23 protein-coding genes are annotated in these 23,852 nt (G+C 45.3%); 19 read left to right on the top strand and 4 right to left on the bottom strand.

Annotation, left to right across the window (positions count from 1 at the left end; all coding sequences use genetic code 11):
* Positions 1 to 3 precede the first annotated feature (3 nt).
* The 11 genes from xseA (at position 4) to F0220_RS19780 (ending at position 12,280) form a co-directional block, all read left to right on the top strand.
* A complete protein-coding gene (gene xseA, locus F0220_RS19830; RefSeq protein ID WP_091018131.1) occupies positions 4 to 1,368 on the top strand; it encodes an exodeoxyribonuclease VII large subunit in 1,365 nt (454 codons plus the stop codon).
* Positions 1,358 to 1,615, top strand: coding sequence for an exodeoxyribonuclease VII small subunit (gene xseB, locus F0220_RS19825; RefSeq protein ID WP_017687599.1), 258 nt, complete (start codon positions 1,358 to 1,360; stop codon positions 1,613 to 1,615). Before xseA ends, xseB begins: the two co-directional genes overlap by 11 nt.
* Positions 1,590 to 2,513, top strand: a complete 924-nt coding sequence (locus F0220_RS19820) for a polyprenyl synthetase family protein (RefSeq protein ID WP_149846724.1) — start codon at positions 1,590 to 1,592, stop codon at positions 2,511 to 2,513. Before xseB ends, F0220_RS19820 begins: the two co-directional genes overlap by 26 nt.
* A gap of 283 nt (positions 2,514 to 2,796) precedes the next feature.
* Entirely contained in the window at positions 2,797 to 4,704 is a 1,908-nt protein-coding gene (dxs, locus tag F0220_RS19815; protein WP_105599534.1) for a 1-deoxy-D-xylulose-5-phosphate synthase, read from the top strand.
* 22 nt (positions 4,705 to 4,726) lie between these two features.
* Positions 4,727 to 5,572, top strand: a complete 846-nt coding sequence (locus F0220_RS19810; RefSeq protein ID WP_091018128.1) for a TlyA family RNA methyltransferase — start codon at positions 4,727 to 4,729, stop codon at positions 5,570 to 5,572.
* Between the two features lie 84 nt (positions 5,573 to 5,656).
* A complete protein-coding gene (locus F0220_RS19805; RefSeq protein ID WP_091018127.1) occupies positions 5,657 to 6,142 on the top strand; it encodes a hypothetical protein in 486 nt (161 codons plus the stop codon).
* 84 nt (positions 6,143 to 6,226) lie between these two features.
* Complete coding sequence (ahrC, locus tag F0220_RS19800) at positions 6,227 to 6,676, top strand: transcriptional regulator AhrC/ArgR (protein WP_017687604.1); 450 nt, start codon at positions 6,227 to 6,229, stop codon at positions 6,674 to 6,676.
* Between the two features lie 54 nt (positions 6,677 to 6,730).
* Complete coding sequence (gene recN / locus F0220_RS19795) at positions 6,731 to 8,449, top strand: DNA repair protein RecN (RefSeq protein WP_105599532.1); 1,719 nt, start codon at positions 6,731 to 6,733, stop codon at positions 8,447 to 8,449.
* A gap of 120 nt (positions 8,450 to 8,569) precedes the next feature.
* A complete protein-coding gene (gene spoIVB / locus F0220_RS19790) occupies positions 8,570 to 9,898 on the top strand; it encodes a SpoIVB peptidase (protein WP_105599530.1) in 1,329 nt (442 codons plus the stop codon).
* A 195-nt stretch (positions 9,899 to 10,093) separates the two neighbouring features.
* Positions 10,094 to 10,900 carry a sporulation transcription factor Spo0A gene (gene spo0A, locus F0220_RS19785; protein ID WP_091018123.1) on the top strand — a complete coding sequence of 269 codons (807 nt, stop codon included), beginning with the start codon at positions 10,094 to 10,096 and terminating at the stop codon, positions 10,898 to 10,900.
* 423 nt (positions 10,901 to 11,323) lie between these two features.
* On the top strand, positions 11,324 to 12,280 hold the full coding sequence (locus tag F0220_RS19780) for a GGDEF domain-containing protein (protein WP_105599529.1): 957 nt from the start codon (positions 11,324 to 11,326) through the stop codon (positions 12,278 to 12,280).
* A gap of 184 nt (positions 12,281 to 12,464) precedes the next feature.
* On the opposite strand, the gene F0220_RS19775 is transcribed toward F0220_RS19780, so the two are convergent.
* Positions 12,465 to 13,277, bottom strand: a complete 813-nt coding sequence (locus F0220_RS19775; RefSeq protein WP_105599527.1) for a FlxA-like family protein — start codon at positions 13,275 to 13,277, stop codon at positions 12,465 to 12,467.
* 464 nt (positions 13,278 to 13,741) lie between these two features.
* On the opposite strand from F0220_RS19775, the gene F0220_RS32565 reads away from it, so the two are divergent.
* The 5 genes from F0220_RS32565 (at position 13,742) to F0220_RS19755 (ending at position 19,193) form a co-directional block, all read left to right on the top strand.
* On the top strand, positions 13,742 to 13,915 hold the full coding sequence (locus F0220_RS32565) for a hypothetical protein (protein ID WP_188310488.1): 174 nt from the start codon (positions 13,742 to 13,744) through the stop codon (positions 13,913 to 13,915).
* A 244-nt stretch (positions 13,916 to 14,159) separates the two neighbouring features.
* Positions 14,160 to 16,133, top strand: coding sequence for an AraC family transcriptional regulator (locus F0220_RS19770; protein ID WP_105599526.1), 1,974 nt, complete (start codon positions 14,160 to 14,162; stop codon positions 16,131 to 16,133).
* A gap of 154 nt (positions 16,134 to 16,287) precedes the next feature.
* The gene (locus F0220_RS19765; RefSeq protein WP_091018114.1) at positions 16,288 to 17,325 is read left to right on the top strand and encodes an NAD(P)/FAD-dependent oxidoreductase; all 1,038 of its coding nucleotides are present in this window, start codon (positions 16,288 to 16,290) and stop codon (positions 17,323 to 17,325) included.
* Positions 17,326 to 17,530: 205 nt separating this feature from the next.
* On the top strand, positions 17,531 to 18,181 hold the full coding sequence (locus F0220_RS19760; RefSeq protein WP_036672336.1) for a hypothetical protein: 651 nt from the start codon (positions 17,531 to 17,533) through the stop codon (positions 18,179 to 18,181).
* Between the two features lie 535 nt (positions 18,182 to 18,716).
* Positions 18,717 to 19,193 (top strand): hypothetical protein, encoded by a 477-nt coding sequence (locus F0220_RS19755; protein ID WP_017687614.1) that lies wholly within the window; start codon positions 18,717 to 18,719, stop codon positions 19,191 to 19,193.
* A 115-nt stretch (positions 19,194 to 19,308) separates the two neighbouring features.
* Here F0220_RS19755 and F0220_RS19750 read toward each other — a convergent pair whose 3' ends face one another.
* Positions 19,309 to 19,908 (bottom strand): thymidine kinase, encoded by a 600-nt coding sequence (locus F0220_RS19750; protein ID WP_017687615.1) that lies wholly within the window; start codon positions 19,906 to 19,908, stop codon positions 19,309 to 19,311.
* A 176-nt stretch (positions 19,909 to 20,084) separates the two neighbouring features.
* Between F0220_RS19750 and F0220_RS19745 the strand changes: the two genes are divergently transcribed.
* Complete coding sequence (locus F0220_RS19745) at positions 20,085 to 20,297, top strand: hypothetical protein (protein WP_091018113.1); 213 nt, start codon at positions 20,085 to 20,087, stop codon at positions 20,295 to 20,297.
* Positions 20,298 to 20,305: 8 nt separating this feature from the next.
* On the opposite strand, the gene F0220_RS19740 is transcribed toward F0220_RS19745, so the two are convergent.
* Positions 20,306 to 20,653, bottom strand: a complete 348-nt coding sequence (locus F0220_RS19740; protein WP_091018111.1) for a potassium channel family protein — start codon at positions 20,651 to 20,653, stop codon at positions 20,306 to 20,308.
* Positions 20,654 to 20,716: 63 nt separating this feature from the next.
* Entirely contained in the window at positions 20,717 to 21,034 is a 318-nt protein-coding gene (locus F0220_RS19735) for a DUF2627 domain-containing protein (RefSeq protein ID WP_017687618.1), read from the bottom strand.
* A 224-nt stretch (positions 21,035 to 21,258) separates the two neighbouring features.
* Between F0220_RS19735 and lpdA the strand changes: the two genes are divergently transcribed.
* Together lpdA and F0220_RS19725 are read left to right on the top strand one after the other, a co-directional pair.
* Positions 21,259 to 22,683, top strand: coding sequence for a dihydrolipoyl dehydrogenase (gene lpdA, locus F0220_RS19730; RefSeq protein ID WP_105599524.1), 1,425 nt, complete (start codon positions 21,259 to 21,261; stop codon positions 22,681 to 22,683).
* A 139-nt stretch (positions 22,684 to 22,822) separates the two neighbouring features.
* Positions 22,823 to 23,851 (top strand): thiamine pyrophosphate-dependent dehydrogenase E1 component subunit alpha, encoded by a 1,029-nt coding sequence (locus F0220_RS19725; RefSeq protein WP_036607878.1) that lies wholly within the window; start codon positions 22,823 to 22,825, stop codon positions 23,849 to 23,851.
* Position 23,852 lies beyond the last annotated feature (1 nt).

Below are 23,852 nucleotides of genomic sequence, written 5' to 3'. Positions count from 1 at the left end.
TCTGTGGCAGATCAAAAGATCTACTCCATCAAAGACCTGAACCGGTATATTCGAATGAAACTGGAATCGGATCAGGTCCTGTCGGACGTTTGGCTACGCGGGGAGATTTCGAACTTCACACATCACTCCAGCGGCCATATGTATTTTACATTGAAGGACAAGGACAGTCGGATTAAGTCGATTATGTTTGCGTCCCATAACCAGCGATTACCCTTTGTACCGAAGGAGGGTGCAAGGGTTATTGCCCGTGGTAATGTCTCGGTGTATGAACGGGATGGGCAGTATCAATTCTACGCTACCCAGATGCAACCGGACGGAATTGGAAGTCTGTATCTGGCTTACGAACAGCTGAAGAAAAAGCTTGAGGATGAAGGGTTATTTTCACCTTCGCGAAAAAGACAGATCCCTCGTTATCCCCAGACCATCGGGGTTGTAACTTCACCGACGGGAGCGGCGGTGCGGGACATCATGATCACACTCCAGCGTAGATACCCTTCTGCCAAAGTTGTTTTGTATCCTGTTTTGGTCCAAGGCAAAGGTGCAGCACCTTCCATTGTCAAAGCCATTGGCAACTTGAACCGGATGGGAGAAGCCGATGTACTTATCGTTGGACGCGGAGGCGGTTCACTGGAGGAGTTGTGGGCCTTTAATGAGGAGATTGTGGCAAGAGCAATAGTCGCTTCGGATATTCCTGTCATTTCTGCGGTTGGGCACGAAACGGACTTCACAATTGCTGATTTTGCAGCCGATTTGCGTGCGGCTACACCTACAGCAGCAGCTGAATTAGCTGTACCTAATCGAGCTGAGTTGCTTGATCAGATCGGACAACGTCAGCGCCAGTTACAGCACAGCTTACGTCAGCGTGCTGTACATAATCGTGAACGGCTCGCAAGATTACAGCGTTCGCCAGTGCTGGTGCATCCAAGACGTACGTTGATGCAGCATACGGAACGACTGGATATGATGCACCAACGGCTTTTGAGAACAGTGGATACGCGTATGAAATGGACAGGAGAGAAGCAGGAGCGTCTGCGGGCAGCACTGCAACGATTCAATCCTCGTGAGCAGGTCAATGCAGCACGCCGTGAGAATGCGGCAGCACGCAGACAACTGGAACTTGCGATCAGGTCTATAACCAGATCGAAGCAACAACAGTGGAAATCATCTGTGCGGCATCTGGATGCGCTTAGCCCGCTTAAAGTCATGTCACGGGGATACAGCCTTGTCTATGATGAGCAAGAACAGCGATTGATCAAGTCAACGAAGGATGTACAGCCTGGAGATTCAATTAAGATTAAATTATCAGACGGACAGCTGGACTGTCAGGTTTGGGGAATGAAGGAGGACGACAATACCCATGGCGAATGAACCGGAATTGAATTTTGAAGAGGCAATGGCGGCATTGGAAGACATCGTAGGTCAGCTGGAACATGGTGATGTTCCGTTGGAACAGGCCATCGATCTGTTTCAACGCGGGATGAAGCTTTCGCAACTTTGCGGACTGAAGCTGGAACAAGTGGAACGCAAGATCGAGATGATCGTAGAAGAAGATGGAGAGCTTCGCAAGAAGCCTTTCGGAACTGCTGACGATGAGAGCGGTGAAGTCCATGAGTAATCGTCCTTCGTTTCAAGCATACCTCGAAGAGGTTACAGCTGAGGTGACAGAAGCGTTGAAACACACGCTTCCTGTTCACTGGGATGTACCACAATCGTTGTCGGATGCGATGCAGTACTCACTCATGGCCGGAGGTAAACGCCTTCGTCCTCTTCTGGTCGTTGCTGCGGCGGAAGCCTTCGGTGCACAGCGTACAGCTGCAATGCCGGTAGCCTGCGCCGTGGAGATGGTTCATACGTATTCACTGATCCACGACGACCTGCCTGCTATGGATAATGATGATTACCGCAGGGGAAAATTAACGAATCATAAGGTATATGGTGAGGCAACAGCCATATTGGCAGGTGATGCGCTGTTAACCCATGCTTTTTATAGCATTGTTCAAGCTGGACGCCGTAGTGGTGTGGCGGCAGATGCGCTGCTGTCCATCGTAGAGGACATGTCCGAACTTGCTGGAGCAAGAGGCATGGTCGGCGGCCAAGTTGCGGATATGGAAGGTGAGCAAGGCATGACTGATCTTTCACAGCTCCAATATATTCATTTGCACAAAACGGGTGACCTGATTGTTTTCTCACTCATTGCTGGAGCACGAATTGGTGGAGCAACGGAAGGACAATTGGAAGCCTTACGTGTGTTTGGCCGTGATTTGGGGCTGGCGTTCCAGATTCAGGATGATATTCTCGACCTGACGGGTGACGAGCAGAAGATGGGCAAAAAAACACAGAGCGATGTGAATCAGCAGAAGGTAACGTATCCTTATTTTATTGGCATGGACGCTTCTCTAGATGAAGTGAAATCCCTTACCCAATCTGCAAAAGATGCACTTGAAAGAGCCGAGTTACCTGATGCATCCAGATTGCTGGAAATTGCAGATTATCTGATGAGTCGAGACCATTAGATTCGAATAAAACGCGTTGTTTCAAAACCTGTATAACCGTGTAATAAATGTAATGTCCTTTTTCCGATTAGATGGGAAAAGTCTGTCCTCAGTGGATGCGGGAATACATATGGAGAAGAATTTTAAGTAACTTGCTGGCGAGAATGCTCGTTATCGGGAGTATAGTGCAGTAAATTATGATTCTTGTTCTTTTATGTTATAATGATTTAATGTCATTTGATTCATAATGTATATATCGATTTACAACAATAACTAAACAATCTAGGAAAGCGGGGAGATTCTCGTGCTGCTTCCACAAATTAAACAACCCAGTGATCTAAAGTCGATGTCTCAGGATGATCTTGCCCTTTTGTCGGCAGAGATCCGGCAGTTTCTGATTGAGAAACTGTCTGTTACAGGTGGGCATCTCGCACCCAACTTAGGCGTGGTTGAGCTCACGGTAGCCCTGCATTACTGCTATAACAGTCCAGCAGACAAAATGATTTTTGATGTAGGGCATCAGGCTTATGTGCACAAAGTTCTGACAGGGCGTATGGATCGCTTTGATACATTGCGTCAACATAACGGCCTGTGCGGGTTTGTCAAACGCAACGAAAGTGAACATGATGTATGGGAAGCTGGACACAGCAGTACTTCATTGTCCGCTGCGATGGGGATGGCCCTTGCACGTGATCTGAAGGGTGAGGACAACCAAGTTATCGCGATGATTGGTGATGGAGCGCTTACAGGTGGTATGGCTTTTGAGGCTCTCAATCATATCGGTCATGAGCAGAGAAAACTGATGGTTATTCTGAATGATAATGAAATGTCCATTGCTCCAAACGTTGGGGCCATGCATAAATATTTGAGCAAAATTCGTTCGGATCGTCATTATCTGAAAGCGAAAGATGATGTCGAGGGCATGCTTAAAAAAATTCCTGCTATTGGGGATCGTTTGGCCAAATCGGCAAGCTGGATCAAAGATAGTGTCAAATATATGATGGTACCAGGTGTTCTTTTTGAAGAACTGGGCTTCACGTATTTGGGTCCGATTGATGGACACGATATTCCCAAATTGATTGAAACCTTCAAACAGGCTGATAACGTTGATGGTCCTGTGCTCGTTCACGTGCTCACGACCAAAGGCAAAGGTTATCAGCCAGCAGAAGCCGATTCACACAAGTGGCACGGGATTTCTCCGTACAAAATTGAATCCGGTCAAGTGCTGAAAGCTGTGGGGAAACCGATGTACACGGAAGTGTTTGGTCAAACGTTAATTGATCTTGCGAAGCAGGATAAGCGGGTCGTAGCTGTAACGCCAGCAATGCCTACAGGATCAGGTCTCATTCCTTTTAGTAAGGAATTTCCTGACCGCATGATTGACGTAGGGATCGCAGAACAGCATGCGGCAACCATGTGTGCTGCACTGGCTATGGAAGGCTTGAAGCCGGTCTTTGCCGTGTATTCTACGTTTATGCAACGTGCATATGATCAGATCGTACATGATATTTGCCGACATAACGCTAACGTGATGTTTGCCATTGACCGTGCCGGGTTTGTTGGTCCGGATGGGGAAACACATCAAGGGGTGTATGATGTGGCATTTATGCGTCATATTCCAAATATCGTTCTGATGATGCCAAAAGACGAAAATGAATTGCGTCATATGATGAAAACGGCGCTTGATTATAATGAAGGTCCAATTGCTTACCGTTATCCACGAAACAATGTGGTCGGTGTACCTTTGGATGATGTACTTGTTTCGATTCCAATCGGATCATGGGAGCAACTGCGTCCATCGGAGGGATATGCTGTCATCGCTTCAGGATCGATGGTGCAGCTTGCAGAAGAAGCAGCGGAGATGGTGAAGCGGGAAGGTATCACAGCTGGCGTAATCAACGCTCGCTTCCTGAAACCTCTTGACGAGCAAATGTTGCGTGATTTAGCTGTTCGAGGCACCAAATTGATTGTACTTGAAGAAACATCTCAAGCAGGCAGCATGGGTAGTGCAGTGCTGGAATTTTATGCAGAACAGGGACTGCATGATGTTCATGTACAATTGATGGGGATTCCGGATCGCTTCATCGAGCATGGCAGTATTAAGGAACAACGTGAGGAAGTGGGTCTTACCGTTGAAAATGTATGTGCTGAACTGCGCAAGATGGCTGTTCAATCATCTTATGGCATACCCAAAACACGTTTTCCTTCGTAAATTTACATGATAGGAGACAGACATGTCACTCCCGAAAGAACGAATTGATGTTCTGCTGGTTGAGCAGGGCTATTATGAAAGTCGTGAGAAGGCAAAAGCTGCAATCATGGCTGGACTGGTATATGCCAATAATGAGCCGATCGAAAAGGCGGGCATGAAAATTCCAAGGGAAGCCGAGCTAAAAGTTAAAGGCTCGGTACATCCCTACGTCGGCAGAGGCGGATTAAAGCTCGAAAAAGCGATCCGTCATTTCGGCCTTGATATGAATGGACTTGTCATGCTCGACATAGGTTCATCCACCGGTGGATTTACGGATTGTGCACTTCAGCATGGCGCATCTCACGTCTACGCTATTGATGTGGGGTATAATCAGCTCGACTGGTCTTTGCGTAATGATGAGCGGGTTACTGTTATGGAACGAACTAATTTCCGCTATGTGACTCCTGAAGATCTGACGGGACCCGTGCCGAACTTTGCGAGCATTGATGTGTCGTTCATTTCACTGCGAATCATATTGCCGCCACTTCTGGCTCTTTTGAAACAACCTGCAGATATCGTTGCATTGATTAAACCTCAATTTGAGGCAGGGCGTGAAAAAGTAGGCAAGTCCGGTGTGGTACGTGATACGAAGGTACACAAGGATGTATTGCAGACGATGCTTCATTTTGCCAGTCAACTTGGTTTGCATCTGCAGAGTTTAACTTTTTCACCGATAACCGGTGGAGAAGGTAATATAGAATTTCTCGCACATTGGCGTCTGGAAGCACCAGAGGCAACACAACCAGAGATCGATCCAGCTTCACTTGACGCACTTGCGGAGCAAGTTGCAAAGGAAGCAGCTCATACATTTACGGGAAACTCATCATAAGATGGGTTTCTTTTCGCTGGAAAGGTGATTGAGGTAAAGGGAAATCGTTACTGAACCTCGAATATGTCTTCGAGGTGAGCGATAATGGATGGTCAATATGACACAATCGTTATAGGTGTACTTGCTGTCTGTTTGATCTTGTGGCTGTTCTTTGGCTTGCGTAATTGGGTGAACCGACCGACGCCGGTAAGCTTGTCTGGAATGCAGCTGAACGTGAAGATTCAGGATTCCCCGGCCTTGGATTTGCTTGAAGCACAGGGTTACGAAGTCATCGGTGGCAAAATGAAGGTTCCTCTGGCTTTTGAGGCCAATGAATCCGTTTATTACAGCAGATTATTCATTGATTATGTTGCAGAACGTGAGGATCTCAGATACCTCGTGAAAACGTCTCGTCGCAGACAGCCAATTGAAATGACCGGCCCTGCGCTAAGGGATCGCTTCCTCAATTACCTGTTGTTATATCCTGGCTGTGAAGGATTGCTGTATGTTGACGTGGAGGATTCCGATATTAAGTTAATCAGGCTCATGGACTATCAGGAAGATGTGTATGATGGGGATGATCTGGACTAATATAAAAGAATGAACATTGCAGGGCAAAGTCTGCGGCGAATTACAAATGCTGCTTTATTGCAATACATTTAACTGGAGGCATGTATGAAAGGACAAAGGCACATCAAAATTCGTGAAATCATTAGTCAAAATGAAATTGAGACCCAGGATGATCTGGTTGAAGCACTACGCAAATCAGGTTTTCAGGTGACTCAGGCGACGGTATCCCGGGATATCAAGGAACTTCTGTTAATCAAGATTCCGATGGATGACGGAAGATACAAGTACTCTTTGCCGACAGATCAACGATATAATCCGATTCAAAAGTTGAAGCGTGCACTTGTTGACAACTTCTTGCACATTGATCACACAAACAATCTGGTTGTGATGAAATGTTTGCCAGGAACAGCCAACTCCATTGCAGCTCTGCTTGATAATATTGAGTGGAATGAAGTCATGGGCACGATTTGTGGAGATGACACCATTCTGATTATCTGCCGGACTGAAGGTAACAGTGTGACCGTTATTGAGCGGATCATGGGTTACATTGCTTAATCAATGGTTCAAAAACATAATTTCTGAGTTAGTCATCCGGAGGTGTTTTTGCAGATGTTAGTTACGTTATCGATTCGTAATTTGGCTGTGGTGGAAGAAGTGGACGTTGTATTCCATCCGGGATTCCATGTACTTTCAGGGGAAACGGGTGCAGGGAAGTCGATTATTATAGATGCACTTGGCTTAATTGCCGGTGGACGAAGTTCAGCTGATCTGATCCGGTACGGATGTGAGAAGGCAGAGATGGAAGCCTTGTTTGAGATGGAGCAAAGTCATCCGGTATGGCAGACATTAGAGAAGTTGGGTATCCATTGTGAGCCTGAAGAGCATCTGGTCATTCGACGTGAACTGAACACACAGGGGAAAAGTACGTCCCGCATTAATGGGCAATTGGTCAATCTGACCATGCTGCGGGAAGTAGGCGAGAAGCTGATCAATATTCATGGACAACATGAACATCAGAGTTTGCTGCGCGCTGAGAGCCATCTGGGGCTTCTCGACACCTATGGCTCGGAAGTAATCGGACCGATCAAAGCGAAGTACCAGGAGCGCTACAGCAAGTTTATCACGGCGGAAAAAGAACTGCGTGCGCTTCAGGAGTCCAGTCAGCGGGCATATCAACTCTTGGACATGTATCGGTTTCAGCTTGAGGAGATCTCAGCGGCAAGCCTTACACGAGGCGAGGATGAATTACTCGGGGAAGAACGGGTCAAACTATCCCATAGTGAGAAAATGATGGACAGTGTTGCTGGTGCATATGATCTGCTCAGTGGTCAACGCGGACTTGAAGCTGTGAGCATTGCTCTTTCAAGAATTGAAGACATTTCTGGATATGATAGCAAAGGACTGCAACCCATTGTAGAACAATTGCAATCCGCATTTTATCAATTGGAAGATGCGACATTTCAATTAAGGGATTACCGGGAGAAGATTGAATTTAATCCGGCAAGGCTGGAAGAAGTGGAGCAAAGGCTGAATCTGATTTCTGGCCTCAGACGGAAATACGGGGACAGTGTTGAACTTATTCTGAGTTATTATGATCAGATTAGCCATGAAACCGACCAACTGGAGAACAAGGACGAACGGCTGGAGAAATTGCGAGCTGAACGTGACAAAATGCTTAACCTTGTGATGGAGTCTGCTGAAGAACTTAGCAAGGTTCGCAAACAATGCGCCGAGGAACTTGCTGCACAGGTGGAAAGCGAACTCAAGGATCTGCAAATGGAGCGGACTACGTTGCGTGTTCAGATTACTCCTTTCGAAGATCCGAAGGGCATTGAATGGAATGGACGTCGTATTCGTCTGAATCGTCAGGGTGCGGACAATGCGGAATTCCTGATTTCGCCGAACCCGGGCGAGCCATTACGACCACTTGGCAAAATTGCTTCAGGTGGTGAGTTGTCGAGAATGATGCTGGCGATGAAGAGTATTTTTGCACGACATGACCGGATACCTGTGTTGATTTTTGATGAAGTTGATACCGGAGTTAGTGGTAGAGCAGCTCAATCCATTGCGGAAAAACTGTTCCGCTTGTCTTCGACTTGTCAGGTTTTCTCAATAACTCACTTACCACAAGTGGCTTGTATGGCAGATCATCAGTATCTCATTGAGAAACATGTTTACGATGGACGGACGATGACGCAGGTGGAATCGCTGTCAGACGAAGGCAGAGTGAAGGAATTGGCACGTATGCTGGGCGGCGTGGAAATTACAGAAAAAACGCTGCATCACGCACAGGAAATGCTGAATTTGGCGGAAGCCAAAAAAGGGTGAAACGGACGGCTGGCGTAATGATTGACAGTAATAAAAGCCTGGGGGCGAGGTTATCTTATAGGTACGCAATTGGCGACCACCTTTCGTCAAGCGAAAGAAGCAAAGGGAGTGTGACAGCCATTGAATTCCCCCCTCAGGAAGAAATTGCTAGGTCTTTTATTTGCCTTCTTTCTTTGTGTGATTAGCCAGGCCATTCAGCCTGTGCAAAGTTATGCTTCACTGCCGGATGAATTGCAGGTGTTTGCTGGCAGGCAAGCGGATGTCCGGCTCGCTGTACCTGCTGTTTCAAGCGCCGTTGTAGATCGACCAGATATCGTTGGTTTGGATGATCAGGCAGCGATGCATGTTACCAGGCAACAACCTTTGCATCTTCACCCTCAACAAACGGGACATGCCAAATTAACGTTAAAGTTGTGGGGTAAAATTCCGGTCAAAACAGTCCATGTGAATGTGATACCGGATTTGCGTGTTGTACCCGGGGGTCAAACGATTGGCGTCAAAGTTAAATCGGCAGGCATTCTGGTTGTAGGTCATCATCTGGTCCACTCTGGGCAGGATGAGCGTGTATCGCCAGGAGAAACCGCAGGCATTAAGCTCGGAGATCTGATTACGCATATGGATGGTAAACGTCTTGATGGCGTAGCAGGTGTCTCTGAAGCCGTTGAACTTGCAGGGAAAAGTAAAAAAGGTATTGATGTTGTGTTAAAACGTGGTAAGGAAACGGTGAAGACACGATTAACTCCGGCGTATGACTCCGAGGATCAAGCGTGGAGGCTTGGATTGTACATTCGTGATTCTGCAGCCGGTGTTGGCACACTTACCTTCTATGCTCCAGATCAGGGCGTATACGGCGCACTGGGCCATGTCATTACAGATATGAACACACAAACATCTATTGTTGTAGGTAGTGGTCAGATCGTTCAATCCAATGTGACGTCCATTTCTAAAAGTGAGACCGGTGATCCGGGTGAAAAACGTGCTCATTTCCTCAAGGAAAGCAAAATTTTGGGCAATATTGAACGTAATACGGCTTTTGGTATCTTTGGTAAAATGTCCGGAAATCCTGAGCACAGTTTGTATTCGAAAGGTATTCCCGTTGCTTTCTCTCATGAAGTAAAGGAAGGACCGGCCGAAATACTTACCGTGGTTGACGGTCAACAAGTTGAACGCTTCTCCATTGACATTGTTCATGTGGCAGATCAAACCGAACCAGCAACAAAAGGTCTGGTACTTCGAATCACGGACCCGAAACTGCTGGATAAGACCGGAGGTATCGTTCAAGGGATGAGTGGCAGCCCTATTGTACAGAATGGTAAGTTGATCGGTGCAGTTACTCATGTATTCGTGAATGATCCGAAATCGGGTTACGGTTGCTTCATTGAATGGATGTTACAAGATGCTGGCGTTATGATGAAAAAGGAAAACGATAAGAACCTCAAGGCTGGTTAAACAGCCTTGAGGTTCTTTTTTGTCGAAAGCAAACATAATATATCGGATAATGAAATAAATTATTTATTATATAGGATCAAGAAAAAAAAATAAAGAAAAATAATTTTCGACAGGAGGAATTTAACTCGCTGTGTCGAAAATTAAACGTGTAAGGAAATGTACGAAACGATGTTTAATTTAAAGGAGGATACCGTTTTGCAAAAAATTGAGGTATTGCTGGCCGATGATAATCGTGAATTTACGAATTTGCTTGCCGAATATATATCTGAACAGGAAGATATGGAAGTAACCGGTATTGCATACAATGGAGAAGAAGTACTGCAATTGCTGGAGCAAACTCGGGATGTGCCGGATGTATTGATTCTGGATATTATCATGCCTCATCTGGACGGTCTGGGTGTGCTTGAGCGCTTGCGCAACCTGAACCTGTCTCCACAGCCTAAAGTCATTATGCTTACGGCATTCGGACAAGAGAATATCACACAGCGTGCCGTGCAACTCGGAGCTTCTTATTATATTCTCAAGCCGTTTGACATGGAGGTGCTTGCGAATCGTGTGCGTCAACTGGTTGGAACACAGACCGCGATGTCGACGAGCAATGGATCATCCATGTTCATGAAATCCAATGTTGTGCCCATGGGCAAACATAAAAATCTCGATGCAAGCATTACGTCCATCATACATGAAATCGGCGTTCCTGCGCATATTAAGGGATATCAGTATTTGCGCGAAGCTATTACGATGGTGTATAACAATATCGAAATTCTGGGAGCAATCACCAAAACACTGTATCCAGCGATTGCCGAAAAATTCAAAACCACGCCGTCCCGCGTCGAACGTGCCATCCGTCATGCGATTGAAGTGGCATGGACTCGTGGTAACATCGACAGCATCAGCCACTTGTTTGGTTACACGATCAATATCAGCAAGTCGAAGCCAACAAATAGCGAGTTCATCGCGATGGTCGCTGACAAGCTGAGAATTGAGCATAAGGTAAGCTGAAACGGTCAGGAGTAGTGAGCTGGCAATTATAGTTTGAATTCAGATTAGATTCTAGCCAAATGGATTTTGGTGGCCTGTATCTGAATTCGTTCATTTCATGCCGATAAACTTCTGTAATATATGCCAACGAATACCGTCAATTATTGGATTAAAGATATCCAGTAAATGACGGTATTTTTGCATAACGAAATAACACAGAACATGATGATGAAATTTAGTTTTGAATGATTGTTTCTGAATTTTGAGTTTCTACATTAAAGAAAGCTCCCTATAGCAAAATTCAGATAAAGGAAATAATTCATAAACTTTTACTCTCAGTTAACGCTTTTTCAAGTAGAAAGTGGTACGATGTGACCATTGACAAAGACCTACATATATATTTGAAAGTTCGGATAGATGCTACGAACAGAGGAGTAGAATCGTATGTTTACGCAAATAGGCGAGATTGCTGAACCAATTCCTGTAGTACAATCTGATACAAAATGTGATATCGTCTATCATCTTTTTAAGTCCAAACCTAGTCTGGAAGGTATAGCTGTTATGGGGGAGAGGTGTGTGTCATTAATGATGCGGGCCCGATTCTTTCAGCAGATTGGCACCCAGTATGGCTATAATCTGTATATGGGACGTCCTGTAGAACTGGTGATGAACACGCAGGCACTGGTCGTGGATTATTCGGAACAGATTACGGATGTCAGTGTTCTAGCCATGGACAGAGATGAAGGGGAAATATATGATCTTGTGTTGGTCACGTCAGGAGAACGTTTCTTGGGAGCTGTGAGTATTCGACGTTTGCTACTTGCTGTTGCAGATGTACGGGCTGAAATGGCGATTTTTATGAACCCTCTGACGGGTCTTCCAGGTAATCATATTATAGATGAAAGGCTGTCTCAGGCTCTTCAGATGGACCATTTTAGTGTACTGTACGTTGATCTCGATCAATTCAAATCCTACAATGATAGCTACGGCTTCAAATTGGGGGATCAGCTTATTCAGGCGACAGCTAACTTGCTTCGTAAGCTATTTGTTCCCCCTGAAGCTTTTCTTGGACATATCGGTGGTGATGATTTTATTACGATCCTGAATCACCATGATTACAAACTTATTAGTGAGGAAGTCATCTCAGGTTTTGAGGAAATGAAAAAGACATTCTACAACGAACATGATTGGCATCATCAATATGTTCTGGGGGAAGGACGCTCCGGGCTGAATCGGCCCATTCCTCTGGTGTCGGTATCCATCGCCGTTGTAACCAATAGCAAGCGAAAATATGAAAACATAGATCAGATTATTGATGATGCCACACGCATCAAAAAAGGTTGTAAAGCGATTGCTGGCAGTATCATCTGTGCAAATGATAACGTCAGTACTCTGTGCTAGAGATAAGAAATACTCATAGTAGCTCAACTACTAACGTTAAAGATACAAGAAAAACCACTACTTATCAGGAGTTATTCACCTGTAATAGCGGTTTATCTATTATGTGATGCGAGTCGAGTGCTGTGTTGCAAAAACACTTCAACCTCATTATGTATACATATAAGTATGTTAGAGCAAAGAGTACTCAGATTCGAATATCGACGGATGGATATGAAGCAGCAGGAGATGTAGAAGCCGTAGTTTGCGGGCCGTTTCCTGATTCCTGATCTGTGGTTCCGCCATCTGATGGGTGCTCCTTACTTCCCGTTTTCTTTCCTTCATTTACTTCCTGATTATCTTCTCCAGATGTTGCAGAGATGGGAGGTTGTGCCGATTCTTTAGGCGCGGATTGATGGATCTCTTCCACCAGTTCCCCAATCTTCTGATTAACCTTGTTTAACTGGGAGTTGATGTCTTGGACGGTCTCTCGCTTTGCCTGAAAGACGGTGCGTTCTGAATTTTCCAACATCTTTGATTTGCCGAGATCGAGATCATTTGTAGGAGGATTAATCTCCAGAACAAGTCGGTCGAAGCGGGTTTCTCCTTCGGTGGTCTGAATGGAGCCCTGCATGCGATCACGTAAACCGACCAGCTTACCCAATTGATCATAAGTCTGACTATGCTTGATCAGGTGATCGAGTGAAGGGGCTTGTGTCTCGTCGGTTGGTTTGGGTTGTTGCTGTTGAGTCTTTTCGGGCTGTCTTAATTTGTTCTTTTCTTGCAATTCTTCAGCTTTAATTTGGGTAATCTGGCTGTCGATCTGGGAAATGGAGCTTGTTAAGGATTTAATTCGTTGAGCTTTGGTTTTGGTATCCAACTCGTCATTGGTTTTTACACTTTGCATTTCTTCATTGAGCCGGACCTTCTGCTGCATGAGTCCCTGTATTTCTTTATCCCGACTGGAGACTTGATTCCCGGGAGTGAAACTGCTTTTGGTTGCAGATGAGATTGAATTCATATCCACTGTTCTCCTTCTACTCTCTATCATGGTTCTATTTACATATATCGGATGTTAAGAGAAGGATTTGAATAGCTCTTGTTTCATCGCAATGGATTCATTTTGCGTCGGATGTATTGCGTACTTCCTCATAATAATTGATAATGTTTATTATTAAGTGAGTGGAAGTTCAGACACAATCTATGTAGACGGAGATGGGTTAGCAAAATGTGGAATGATTATTATATCCTCTGGAACTATGCTGCGGTGAGTATAACAGATATTCGTTACATGGAATTAGAGGCATAAGAAGAGATGAATTACAAATTTCCAACAAGTACCTTTGTACTCACCATTCAGGGTGATGCTGGAGTGACGCTGACAAGCAAACATATGAAGTGAGTCGCTTTTATATTATCCATGGGGCAAAAGGAAGTAAGTTGGTGATTCAAGCAGGCGAATCCTGATTGCGCCTATATTACTTGATGTACAAAACAAACCTGCCTGGTGGAGGATTACATTATTCTAACAGCGAACAATCTGACCCTGGAAGAGTTGAAATCGAAACTTGTCTGGAGTTCACTGGATGGGTTAAAAATGATCGTGTGTTTATCTGGAGCCCGGACGTTCATGGTACTTTGACCCGATTGCAACATTGAATCAAACAGAGGAATTGGCTGCGTGGTTTACGAAGATCTCTGAACAAGAATAAGCGTAACAAGTGATGGATGAGATGAAATCCAATTCTTCCACTCTAAATTACAGTTGATAATGAAAATTATTATCATTTATAATAAAGGTACATTAGTAAACCTCTGCTACATATATGTTATTGGATGTATGGCAGAATGATGACCTTGTAAGGCCTTTGTTCCGGGTGAGGCTGGGATTGGAGAGTATTTGATGCAATTAGACGAACAGATGAAATGCTGGAATCATGCCGCTGTTAAGGTTCTGGATATACGACGAATCGTTATGGAGGCAGGGGCACAACTGAGTTCCTACACACTTCCGGCAAATGCTTTTATATATACGATTCGAGGCTCCGCTGACCTCCAAATGGATGGTAGAGCTTACAATGCAGAGCGATTTTACATGCTTCATGGGGCCAAAGGATCTTCACTGGATATCCAAACCAACGAAGATTTTGAATATATTCTGCTCTATTACAGAGCATTCCTTGCCTTTCCTAGTTTTCGCAAAAAGTGGTTATTGGCACAGCCAGAGGTTGCACCGTTCTCTTTGCAATATGGATTTACGCCAAGTAGTCCGCTGGGGTTGTTACGTTACCTTGATGAGCTTGAGGGTGCATGGATTCAATCTGGCAGTCTGGATCTGCTTCATACAAAAAGTTTATTTTACCAATTCATTCATGAAATGATGGTTCAGTTGGCAGAGCAGGAGATTAAAACAGAGCTTGCTGACCCGGTGAAACAAACACTTCGTTATATACAGAACCATTATAGGGAACAGGTGACGCTTGATTTCCTGGCTGAACAGTTCAACTACAGCTCCCGACATTTATCCATGCAATTCAAACGACAGACGGGTTACAGTCCAATTTATTATTTAATTCAGACCCGAATCGCCAAGGCTCGGAATCTGCTTGTACGATCTGATGCAACGCTGAGTGAAATTGCAACAGAAGTGGGTTATTCGGATGTGTATTATTTTAGTCGTATTTTCAAAAAACATGTGGGGATCTCTCCGATTCTGTATCAACGAAAGATGAGAGAAGAAGCTCGAACAGAGGATCGTCCATTGCAAATCTCTGAATCGTCCATTGGCCGAAGATGGAAGTCGGGATATATTGATTATGAGAATCATTATCAATATATAGACGGAGGGTCTACACCAATGAGAAGAAGAAAAACAAGTTCCAGTATGATCATGGTTGCATTGTTGAGCATAACGATGCTCCTCGCAGCCTGCTCTTCAGGTACTGCAACAACACCAGCAGCTGGCGAAGGAACGGGTGCCAGTTCCAATAACAGCAGTACGGCCGTGTCATCGGACACTGGAAGCCAGACGAACAAAGACAATGAAACACGTACGGTCTCAACGGTTAAAGGTGACGTGGTTGTTCCAGCGAATCCGAAACGGGTTGTTGTATTGTATCTCCAGGGGGATGTTGTCGCACTTGGAATTAAGCCAATCGCTACCTCAGAAGTATTCGCCGGAGCTGCATATAAGGGTGAACTTGAAGGTGTAAATTCACTGGGTGCCTGGTTTGAACCGAATCCTGAAGCTGTAATAGACCTCGATCCGGATCTGATTATTGCGCCTTCAGAAGAGACGTATTCGTTGTTAAAGGATATCGCACCTACGGTATATATTCCGTACGAGAAAATGACTACAGAAGAAAGACTCCGGAGTATAGCGAGTGTTTTTGGCAAAGAACAGGAAGCCGAGACATTAATCACTAATCTCAACAGCAAAGTTGAAGAAAGCAAGAAAACACTTGCAGATGCAGGCATATTGGATAAAACGGTTTCCATTGTGGAGGGCGGTTTGAAAGGTATGGTCGTTGTAGAGAGCAAGCAATATGGCCGAGGTTCTCAGGCACTATATGAGTACTTGGACATGAAAGCTCCGGAAGTAGTGCAAAAGAAAATTGATGTGGTTTCGGAAGCAGGAGGCTCCAACTTATCCATGGAAGTACTGCCTGAGTATATCGGTGATTATGTGTTTCGTTCGGTGTATGAAGGGGCAGATAACCTTACGAATGATCCAATTTGGAGTAGCATACCGGCTGTTAAGGAAGGCCGTCTGATCGAGATTGATTTTGAATTTTTCTATTATTCCGATATCTATTCAGTCAATAAACAACTTGATTTTGTCGTAGAAAAGATGTTGGCGGCTCCAAGAGCGCAATAGTAAAGAGCGGTTCGCAGAAGTTTTGTACAAGAAATGTTTGTTTTTTAGTCATTGTAATTTGATAAGATTACCATTAAACTAGGATTTAAGTGATAATGAGAATCGATATCAAATACTCGATGTTCTGGATCGAATTAACGGAGGTATTTTTAATATGAATCAGCAGTTGGAACTTTATGATGTAACCATTATCGGCGGTGGCCCTGCGGGCATGTACTCTGCCTTTTATAGCGGCATGCGGGATATGAAGACCAAGTTGATTGAGGCGCGTGACAGATTGGGCGGTCGCATGCTCTTTTATCCGGAGAAAATGATCTGGGATGTTGGAGGTGTGACACCAATTCTGTGTGAGGATCTGATCAAACAATTGGAAGAACAGGCTCGAACTTTCGAGCCAACCCTTGTGTTTGAACAACAGATCGAAGGATTCGAGCGTCAACCTGATGGCACGATTCTGTTAACTTCTGCAACAGGTGAGCAACACTGGACACGTACCGTCATTATGGCAATCGGATATGGGATATATAAAATGGCCAAGCTGGAGCTTGAAGGTGCAGACCGTTATGAGGTTAGCAATCTGCACTATACCGTACAGGAACTAGAACCATTCCGTGGTAAACGCGTGCTGATCTCGGGTGGAGGCGACTCTGCTGTGGATTGGGCGAATGAACTGGAAGCACTGGCAGAGCAAGTTACGGTGGTGCATCGTCGTGACCGCTTTGGCGGGTTGGAGCGTAATGTACTGCGTATGAGAGAATCCTCTGTAGATGTCCGTACACCATATGCGGTAGAGACCTTGCATAGTATGAGTGGTGATGTGATTGAACAGGTGACCATCTCACACGTGGACACAGGTGAAACTGAACTGCTTGAAGTCGATGCTGTCATTGTAAACCATGGCATGAAGAGTGACTTTGGTCCAATCCGGGATTGGGGACTTGATCTTGGCGAATGGCATGTCACTACAACGGAGAGATTGCAAACCAATATTCCTGGTGTTTTTGCCGCAGGTGACTTTGTAAATTATGGTAGCAAACTGTACCTGATTGCAGGTACTTTCACTGATGCAGCCCTAGCGGTAAACAGTGCGAAGCTTTACATGGACCCTGAAGCGGAAAAAGTGGCTTATGTTTCTTCCCATAACAGTCGCTTTAAGGAGAAAAATAAAGCTCTTGGTGTTGTAGAAGAATAAAGGTCTGTGATCGGTTATATTAAGATGACTTCGGGTTAATCCCGAAGTCATCTTTTTTTGCATAAAATGGGTAATAAGAAGGCATAATGGCACAAGATAGAACACGCTTAGAATTGAACATGAACCACCAAATGTCTATAATAAGCCTGAGAAACTGTAGAATGACATCAAGATACAACAACTAGATCAGAGTGGAGTGCAGCGTATGAAAAAGGGATCACAGCCACAACGAGGTTTCACCTTCATCCAGCGGTGGTTCAAACGATCTGATAAAAAAAAGATCAAATGGTCTGAAATGTATCTCGCACTGGCTGGAGCGCTTCATCGCTTGTTGGTTGAAGGGCGGCGTGAACGTTCAGCAGCCAAACGGCTGCATCAGGACTTGCCTATTAACGTATTGGGCGAAATGAAGCTGGAGCCAGGGGATATTGTGTATACGCCAAGCTCGGAATCGACATATTACGCCGGGCATATGGGCATTATTGGTCTCGACGGCAAGGTGTATCATGTGCACCCTTATGGGCCTGTTTTTGCTGATTCATTAGAGTGGTATCTTACGCGTTTTTATGAAGGAGATCGCTTCATTGTATTCCGTTCCAGATTGAATGAGGCAGGAATGAAAGCAGCCGGGTGGGTACATGACCATTACAAGCAGGTGAAATTCTACCGTTTGCAGACCAATCTGCGCAGTATTGAGCGCAATTACTGCTCCAAGTTTATATATCAGGCCTATCAGTTCACATCGGGACTGGATCTGTGGAGCCGCAAATTTACCCGAATGAATCAGGGTTATATCTATCCATTTCGAATTGAGCGCTCATCAGAGCTGGACGTTCTGGGAACTTTTTATAAATAAGGCTGCAACCGACTAAAATACTGTTCTCCCGAAAAAAAGGAGAGCAGGTTCTGTCGGTTTTTTTTTATATGTGTAGAGATTAAAAACAGGAAAAACGCCCAAAACGTCGAATAGATTATGAGATAGGAACGCACAACTTGGAATCGTATACATAAAAAAAGGCGAGATGATTTTTAGCCCAGAGTAAAAAAATGACTACAAAGTAGACGAACAAGAAAGAGTGAAGCGAGATGAAATGGCCGGGTTTCTTACAACGATTCCGACCGAACAAAAACGTGGTTAAGCTATCGGACTATATCCCAAAAAAGGAAAGGAGGCACTACTGTTCCATATGCAAGAAAAACGTTAAATCGGTCGTGCATTATGCGGCTCCACAGGGAAATGTTTCAGGTGTATGCAGTTCTTGTAAGTCTTTGGCGGATGAACGTGGAATGTTTCCCATTTAATAAGAAGAGATGCGCTCAGGAAATAAGAATTTTTTGATTTATGCGCGTTTTTGTAGTACATTAGCAAATGTATTCGAAGGAGGATTCTAATGTACTCAGGTAGACAAGACGATACTTTATACATCATGACCTACACCTTAAACAGCGGTATCAAGGGTACGGTTCCACTGTCTAATAAGCAGATTATTGAGTGGCTGGATTGCTACAGAAATGAGAAGCGCTTCGTGACCGAAATTGGCAAGGAGTTTTTTGGATTGAATGCAGGATTGGTAGCAGATTTCAAGGTTCAAAATCATTTATCGGATTATCAGCAGACCATTATGCCTACACAGCAGCAGGATAACCTGGAACGCTTGTCCAGTGCTTATAAATCAACCGAGTTATTAATGAAGATTGATTGTAAATGTGGCACGGCTTATGTGACGGAATCCCCATACAAGCGCACAAAATGGTACTGTACAAAGTGTAAAGAGATTGTATTTTTGGATGCCAAAAAAGGAATGGTGGAAACGTCGCGTGGTGACGCTTACTACATGACCAACAAATATTTTGTTTCCCGGGACTAGCGGGAAGTGACTCTGGAAGCATCGCTGCGAAGCGGTGCTTTTTTGTGCGAATGTTTGCTCCATAACAAAAAAGCCCCAAGGGGCCTTTTTGGAAGTTATCTAAGACTTTTAGGAATTATGATGAGCATTCAACTTTGTGAGGAGGAATGAAGCAGCAACGACAACGTGGCTCGTAAGCCTCTGAATCGCCAATCATGACAACCGGACCCAAGGTAACGGGCTCCCCATTGACGATACGTTGCGTAAAGGCTGCATCCGGGCTGCCACATACCGCACAGAAAGCCGAGAGTTTCTCAATGTCGTCTGCCATGGCAAGCAAACCACCGACATATCCGAATTCCTTACCACGGTAATCCATATTAAGTCCGTCCACAATGACATGTTTGCCACAATACGCTAACTCCGAGACAAGTTCCATAATGGCACTGCTGAAAAATTGTACTTCATCAAATGCAACAACATCAGCATCTATGGTTTGGTTCAAGATCATTTCTACGGATTCCGGGGTTAATTGCCGGGGAATGGAATGGGCAGGGAGTCGATAACCAATTCGGCTTACGATCTCGTCCTGGGCAAACCGATTATCCTCGGCTGGTTTGTAGGCCACAACCTTTTTACGGCCAAATTGTATTAATTTCTGACAACGGCGAATGAGTTCACCGGATTTTTCACTGAACATGGGTCCAGTAATTACGGTAATACGTCCTGTTTGCACGGTGCTGCTACTCCTCTCACATACGGGATTCAACAAAAAAAGCGACCATTACAGAGTACCACAAAATCTTTGGAAAGAGCCAGAACTAATCTGCGCAGCTTTGTGTTACTATATGGATTGTTAAGGTATTGGTTACGGCAGCTAGTTAACAGGAGTTGTGAAAAGAGGTGTTTAGTATGAGTGAAGCATTAACATCACTTCAAGAGCGATATGAAAGCCTGAAAGAACAGGGGGCTCTAGATGAAGCAGCGCAGGCGTTATTTGCAGAACTGTTCGCAGAAGCGGAGAGACTGCAGGCAAGTAACCTTACCTTGCGTAGAACAATCTTGAAGTCTTCTTCCAAAGAATCACGTATGTCTACCAAACTGCGGGATGCCTTATACGAATGACCCGGAGATTACTCCGGGTCCTCTTCTGTCTTTAATTTGCGAGGGAATAGAATACCTGCTGTAATTCTGGCAATCATGGCAAAGGTGAGACCAATGCCTGCAAACATGTAGATTACGGTAAAGGCTTTGCTGAATCCGGTGGTTGGCACAAATTCAGGATGTCCCACCGTAGTCAGAGTAACCGCACAGAAGTATAACGCATCGATCCAGTGCAGACCTTCAACACGAGTGTAAAATAAAGTGCCTGACAGCAACGTTGCTGTCGTTAACGCAAACAGAGCCAGAAACTTGGGGTCTTTGAACGCATGGAAAATGCCTTTGAGCAATCGTTGTAACGTGATTAGAAATGATACCATGATGATCCATCCTGTCTATGTAAAGTAGGCGGTGTGTTGTATAAACACACAAAAAGCCCGGACTCATGGAGTCCTTCCGGGCGTCTCTGCTTTTTCGGGTACACTTTTGGACCGGAAACGGGGACCTACATAATTACGCTTGCGGTCACGGAACAAGATCCAGCCTCCCAGAAAACTCATACCTGCGGCAAAAAGGACAAGTCCACCGCCAAAGGAGAGCCATTGGAAACCTGGTGAAATTAGTTCGTTCCCGTGCTCGGCATAATATAGGAACAGGGCATCTTTCATCATCAGAAAACCCTTCATTGCCATTAAACCGGGGATGACCAGAACAACAATCGCCAAAAAACGCGCAAAGACCAATCTTGTATTCATGAGCATTATACCCTTTCTGCCAAAGTCGACATTAAATAAAGGTTACGCTTACAGATCATACCTGATTCCATCATAGCTTGGAATGCATAGGCTGTCCATGTGTGATTGCTTCAAACTTTGAGTTGACCGCTCAAGGAGAGTACAATGGCATATAGAGGGTATAAGCTAAACCATGATTCAAGCCATCATAAATGATATTGAAATTTGATTCATAGAGGAGAGCATGAGAGATGCCAATTACATGTGATGTTGCAATTCTTGGAGGAGGAACCGGTGGATATGTAGCCGCAATCCGGGCTGCACAGCTGGGAAAACAGGTCGTTATCATTGAGAAGGACAAGCTTGGCGGTACCTGTCTGCATCGTGGCTGTATTCCGAGTAAGGCTTTGCTGAAAAGTGCGGAAGTATACGCCGAGATCCAGAAGAGCGAGACGTATGGTATCGAGACAGCTGGAGCTACACTTGTATTTCCCAAAGTACAGGCGCGCAAGGATGCAATTGTCGAACAGCTTCATCAGGGCGTTCAGTATTTGATGAAAAAAAATAAAATCCAGGTTGTACACGCGAAAGGTCGCGTCATCGGACCATCCATCTTCTCACCGCAGAGCGGAGCAGTCGCTGTGGAGTTTGAAGATGGAGAGATGGATACGGTAGTTCCAACCAATCTTATCATTGCCACTGGTTCGCGTCCTCGTGTGTTGCCGGGCCTGGAACCGGACGGTAAATTCATAATGAGCAGCGACGAAGCCCTGCGTATGGATGAACTTCCTGCATCACTCATCATTGTCGGTGGGGGCGTGATTGGACTGGAGTGGGCATCCATGCTGAATGACTTTGGCGTAGACATCACAGTAGTAGAAGCAGCTGCTCACGTGTTGCCTGCCGAGGATGAGGATGTTGCCAGAGAAATGCAGCGATTGCTCGGCAAACGAGGTGTTCGTTTCCTAACAGGTGCCACTGTTCTAACGGAAACATATAACACAGATCAAGAGGGCATCCAGATTGATGTGCAGCTTGGTGACGATAAGCAGGAAACGCTGAGAGCGGAGAAAATGCTCGTATCAGTTGGACGTCAAGCTAATGTCGAAAATATTGGACTTGAAAATACAGATATCAAACTGGAGCGTGGGTTCATCGCTGTGAACAAACAGTTACAGACCGGTGAAGGTCACATCTACGCCATTGGTGACTGCATCGGCGGTTTGCAGCTTGCACATGCCGCAAGTCATGAAGGTATTCTCGCTGTCGATCATCTGGCGGGCGAAACGGTACATGCCGTAGAATCCCATCGCATCCCGCGCTGTGTGTATACACGTCCGGAAGCAGCAAGCATCGGATTCACCGAGCGAGAAGCCAAAGAACGTGGCTATGACATTAAAACAGGCAAGTTCCCATTTTCGGCTATTGGCAAATCGCTTATTCACGGAAGTCGGGATGGATTCGTGAAGGTGATCGCAGATGCCAAGACGAATGATATATTGGGGGTACATATGATTGGCACCCATGTGACGGAATTAATCGCTGAGGCTTCTCTGGCTCAGATGCTGGATGCCACACCTTGGGAAGTCGGACAAACCATTCATCCGCACCCTTCTCTGTCGGAAATTATGGGTGAAGCCATGTTGGCGGTCGATGGAAAGGCCATTGGAATGTAAGTCAAACAAGCTTATGAGAAAGGTCCTTTCCTTTTTTGGGTAAAAGGGATTATAATAAGGTTAAGCCAAGTCTTAGTACCAGGTTATAAGATCGGGTAGTAAGAGTGGCACAGGCTCTGATTAAAAGGAGGTACCTCATATGAGTTCACAAGGTACTGCAGACGCGGTCCACCGGCATCAACAGCTGGGACTTAGCGATGGTGAAGTATTGGATATGTACAAATACATGCTGCTCGCGCGCAAGTTTGACGAGCGTTGCTTGCTTTTGCAACGGGCTGGCAAAATTAACTTTCACGTATCCGGTGTAGGGCAGGAAGCTGCGCAAGTAGGCGCTGCTTTTGGTCTGGATCGGGATCACGATTATTATTTACCTTATTACCGCGATTACGGTTTTGTACTGGCGGTAGGCATGACTCCGCGTGAGTTGATGCTTTCTGCTTTTGCGAAGGCAGAAGATCCGAATAGTGGCGGTCGGCAAATGCCGGGTCACTTCGGTCACAAAAAGCTGCGGATAGTGACGGGTTCAAGCCCGGTTACAACACAGGTTCCGCACGCTGTTGGATTTGCACTGGCTGCCAAAATGAAGAAGCAAGAATTTGTTTCTTTTGTTACCTTTGGCGAAGGATCAAGCAATCAGGGTGACTTCCATGAGGGAGCCAACTTTGCAGGTGTGCATAAATTGCCTGTCATTATTATGTGTGAGAACAATCAATATGCAATTTCGGTACCGATTCACAAGCAGTTGAGCGGCAAAATATCCGATCGAGCACAAGGATACGGGTTCCCCGGACTGCGTGTAGATGGTAACGATGCATTAGAAGTATATGCTGCAGTGAAGGAAGCACGTCGCCGTGCCATAGCCGGAGAAGGCCCGACACTGATTGAAGCGATGATGTATCGGTTGTCACCTCACTCCACCTCCGATAATGATCTGGCTTACCGGACCAAAGAGGAAGTTGAGGAGAACTGGAAGAAAGATGGCGTTCCTCGCATGAAGAACTACTTGATTGATTGTGGCATCTGGGACGAAGCCCGGGATGCGGATCTGGCTTCCCAGCTTGCGATGGAAATGAAAGAAGCAACTGAATATGCAGACAACGCGCCATATCCTAAACCTGAGGACACTCTGACGCACGTTTATGCGGACAGCGAAGAAGGGGGACGGTAAG

It is taken from the genome of Paenibacillus sp. 37 (assembly GCF_008386395.1).
In the GTDB taxonomy this organism is placed as follows: domain Bacteria; phylum Bacillota; class Bacilli; order Paenibacillales; family Paenibacillaceae; genus Paenibacillus; species Paenibacillus amylolyticus_B.
Note: the sequence above shows the minus strand (reverse complement) of the source record. Positions and strands in the feature narration are given on the sequence as shown.

What these genes read in the sequence shown, in the direction of transcription:
- xseB (WP_017687599.1), top strand. Translation starts at nt 1,358, where the DNA reads ATGGCGAATGAACCGGAATTGAATTTTGAAGAGGCAATGGCGGCATTG.
- F0220_RS19820 (WP_149846724.1), top strand. Translation starts at nt 1,590, where the DNA reads ATGAGAGCGGTGAAGTCCATGAGTAATCGTCCTTCGTTTCAAGCATAC.
- F0220_RS19810 (WP_091018128.1), top strand. Translation starts at nt 4,727, where the DNA reads ATGTCACTCCCGAAAGAACGAATTGATGTTCTGCTGGTTGAGCAGGGC.
- F0220_RS19805 (WP_091018127.1), top strand. Translation starts at nt 5,657, where the DNA reads ATGGATGGTCAATATGACACAATCGTTATAGGTGTACTTGCTGTCTGT.
- ahrC (WP_017687604.1), top strand. Translation starts at nt 6,227, where the DNA reads ATGAAAGGACAAAGGCACATCAAAATTCGTGAAATCATTAGTCAAAAT.
- recN (WP_105599532.1), top strand. Translation starts at nt 6,731, where the DNA reads ATGTTAGTTACGTTATCGATTCGTAATTTGGCTGTGGTGGAAGAAGTG.
- F0220_RS19780 (WP_105599529.1), top strand. Translation starts at nt 11,324, where the DNA reads ATGTTTACGCAAATAGGCGAGATTGCTGAACCAATTCCTGTAGTACAA.
- F0220_RS19775 (WP_105599527.1), bottom strand. Translation starts at nt 13,277, where the DNA reads ATGAATTCAATCTCATCTGCAACCAAAAGCAGTTTCACTCCCGGGAAT.
- F0220_RS32565 (WP_188310488.1), top strand. Translation starts at nt 13,742, where the DNA reads ATGTACAAAACAAACCTGCCTGGTGGAGGATTACATTATTCTAACAGC.
- F0220_RS19770 (WP_105599526.1), top strand. Translation starts at nt 14,160, where the DNA reads ATGCAATTAGACGAACAGATGAAATGCTGGAATCATGCCGCTGTTAAG.
- F0220_RS19765 (WP_091018114.1), top strand. Translation starts at nt 16,288, where the DNA reads ATGAATCAGCAGTTGGAACTTTATGATGTAACCATTATCGGCGGTGGC.
- F0220_RS19760 (WP_036672336.1), top strand. Translation starts at nt 17,531, where the DNA reads ATGAAAAAGGGATCACAGCCACAACGAGGTTTCACCTTCATCCAGCGG.
- F0220_RS19755 (WP_017687614.1), top strand. Translation starts at nt 18,717, where the DNA reads ATGTACTCAGGTAGACAAGACGATACTTTATACATCATGACCTACACC.
- F0220_RS19745 (WP_091018113.1), top strand. Translation starts at nt 20,085, where the DNA reads ATGAGTGAAGCATTAACATCACTTCAAGAGCGATATGAAAGCCTGAAA.
- F0220_RS19740 (WP_091018111.1), bottom strand. Translation starts at nt 20,653, where the DNA reads ATGGTATCATTTCTAATCACGTTACAACGATTGCTCAAAGGCATTTTC.
- F0220_RS19735 (WP_017687618.1), bottom strand. Translation starts at nt 21,034, where the DNA reads ATGCTCATGAATACAAGATTGGTCTTTGCGCGTTTTTTGGCGATTGTT.
- lpdA (WP_105599524.1), top strand. Translation starts at nt 21,259, where the DNA reads ATGCCAATTACATGTGATGTTGCAATTCTTGGAGGAGGAACCGGTGGA.
- F0220_RS19725 (WP_036607878.1), top strand. Translation starts at nt 22,823, where the DNA reads ATGAGTTCACAAGGTACTGCAGACGCGGTCCACCGGCATCAACAGCTG.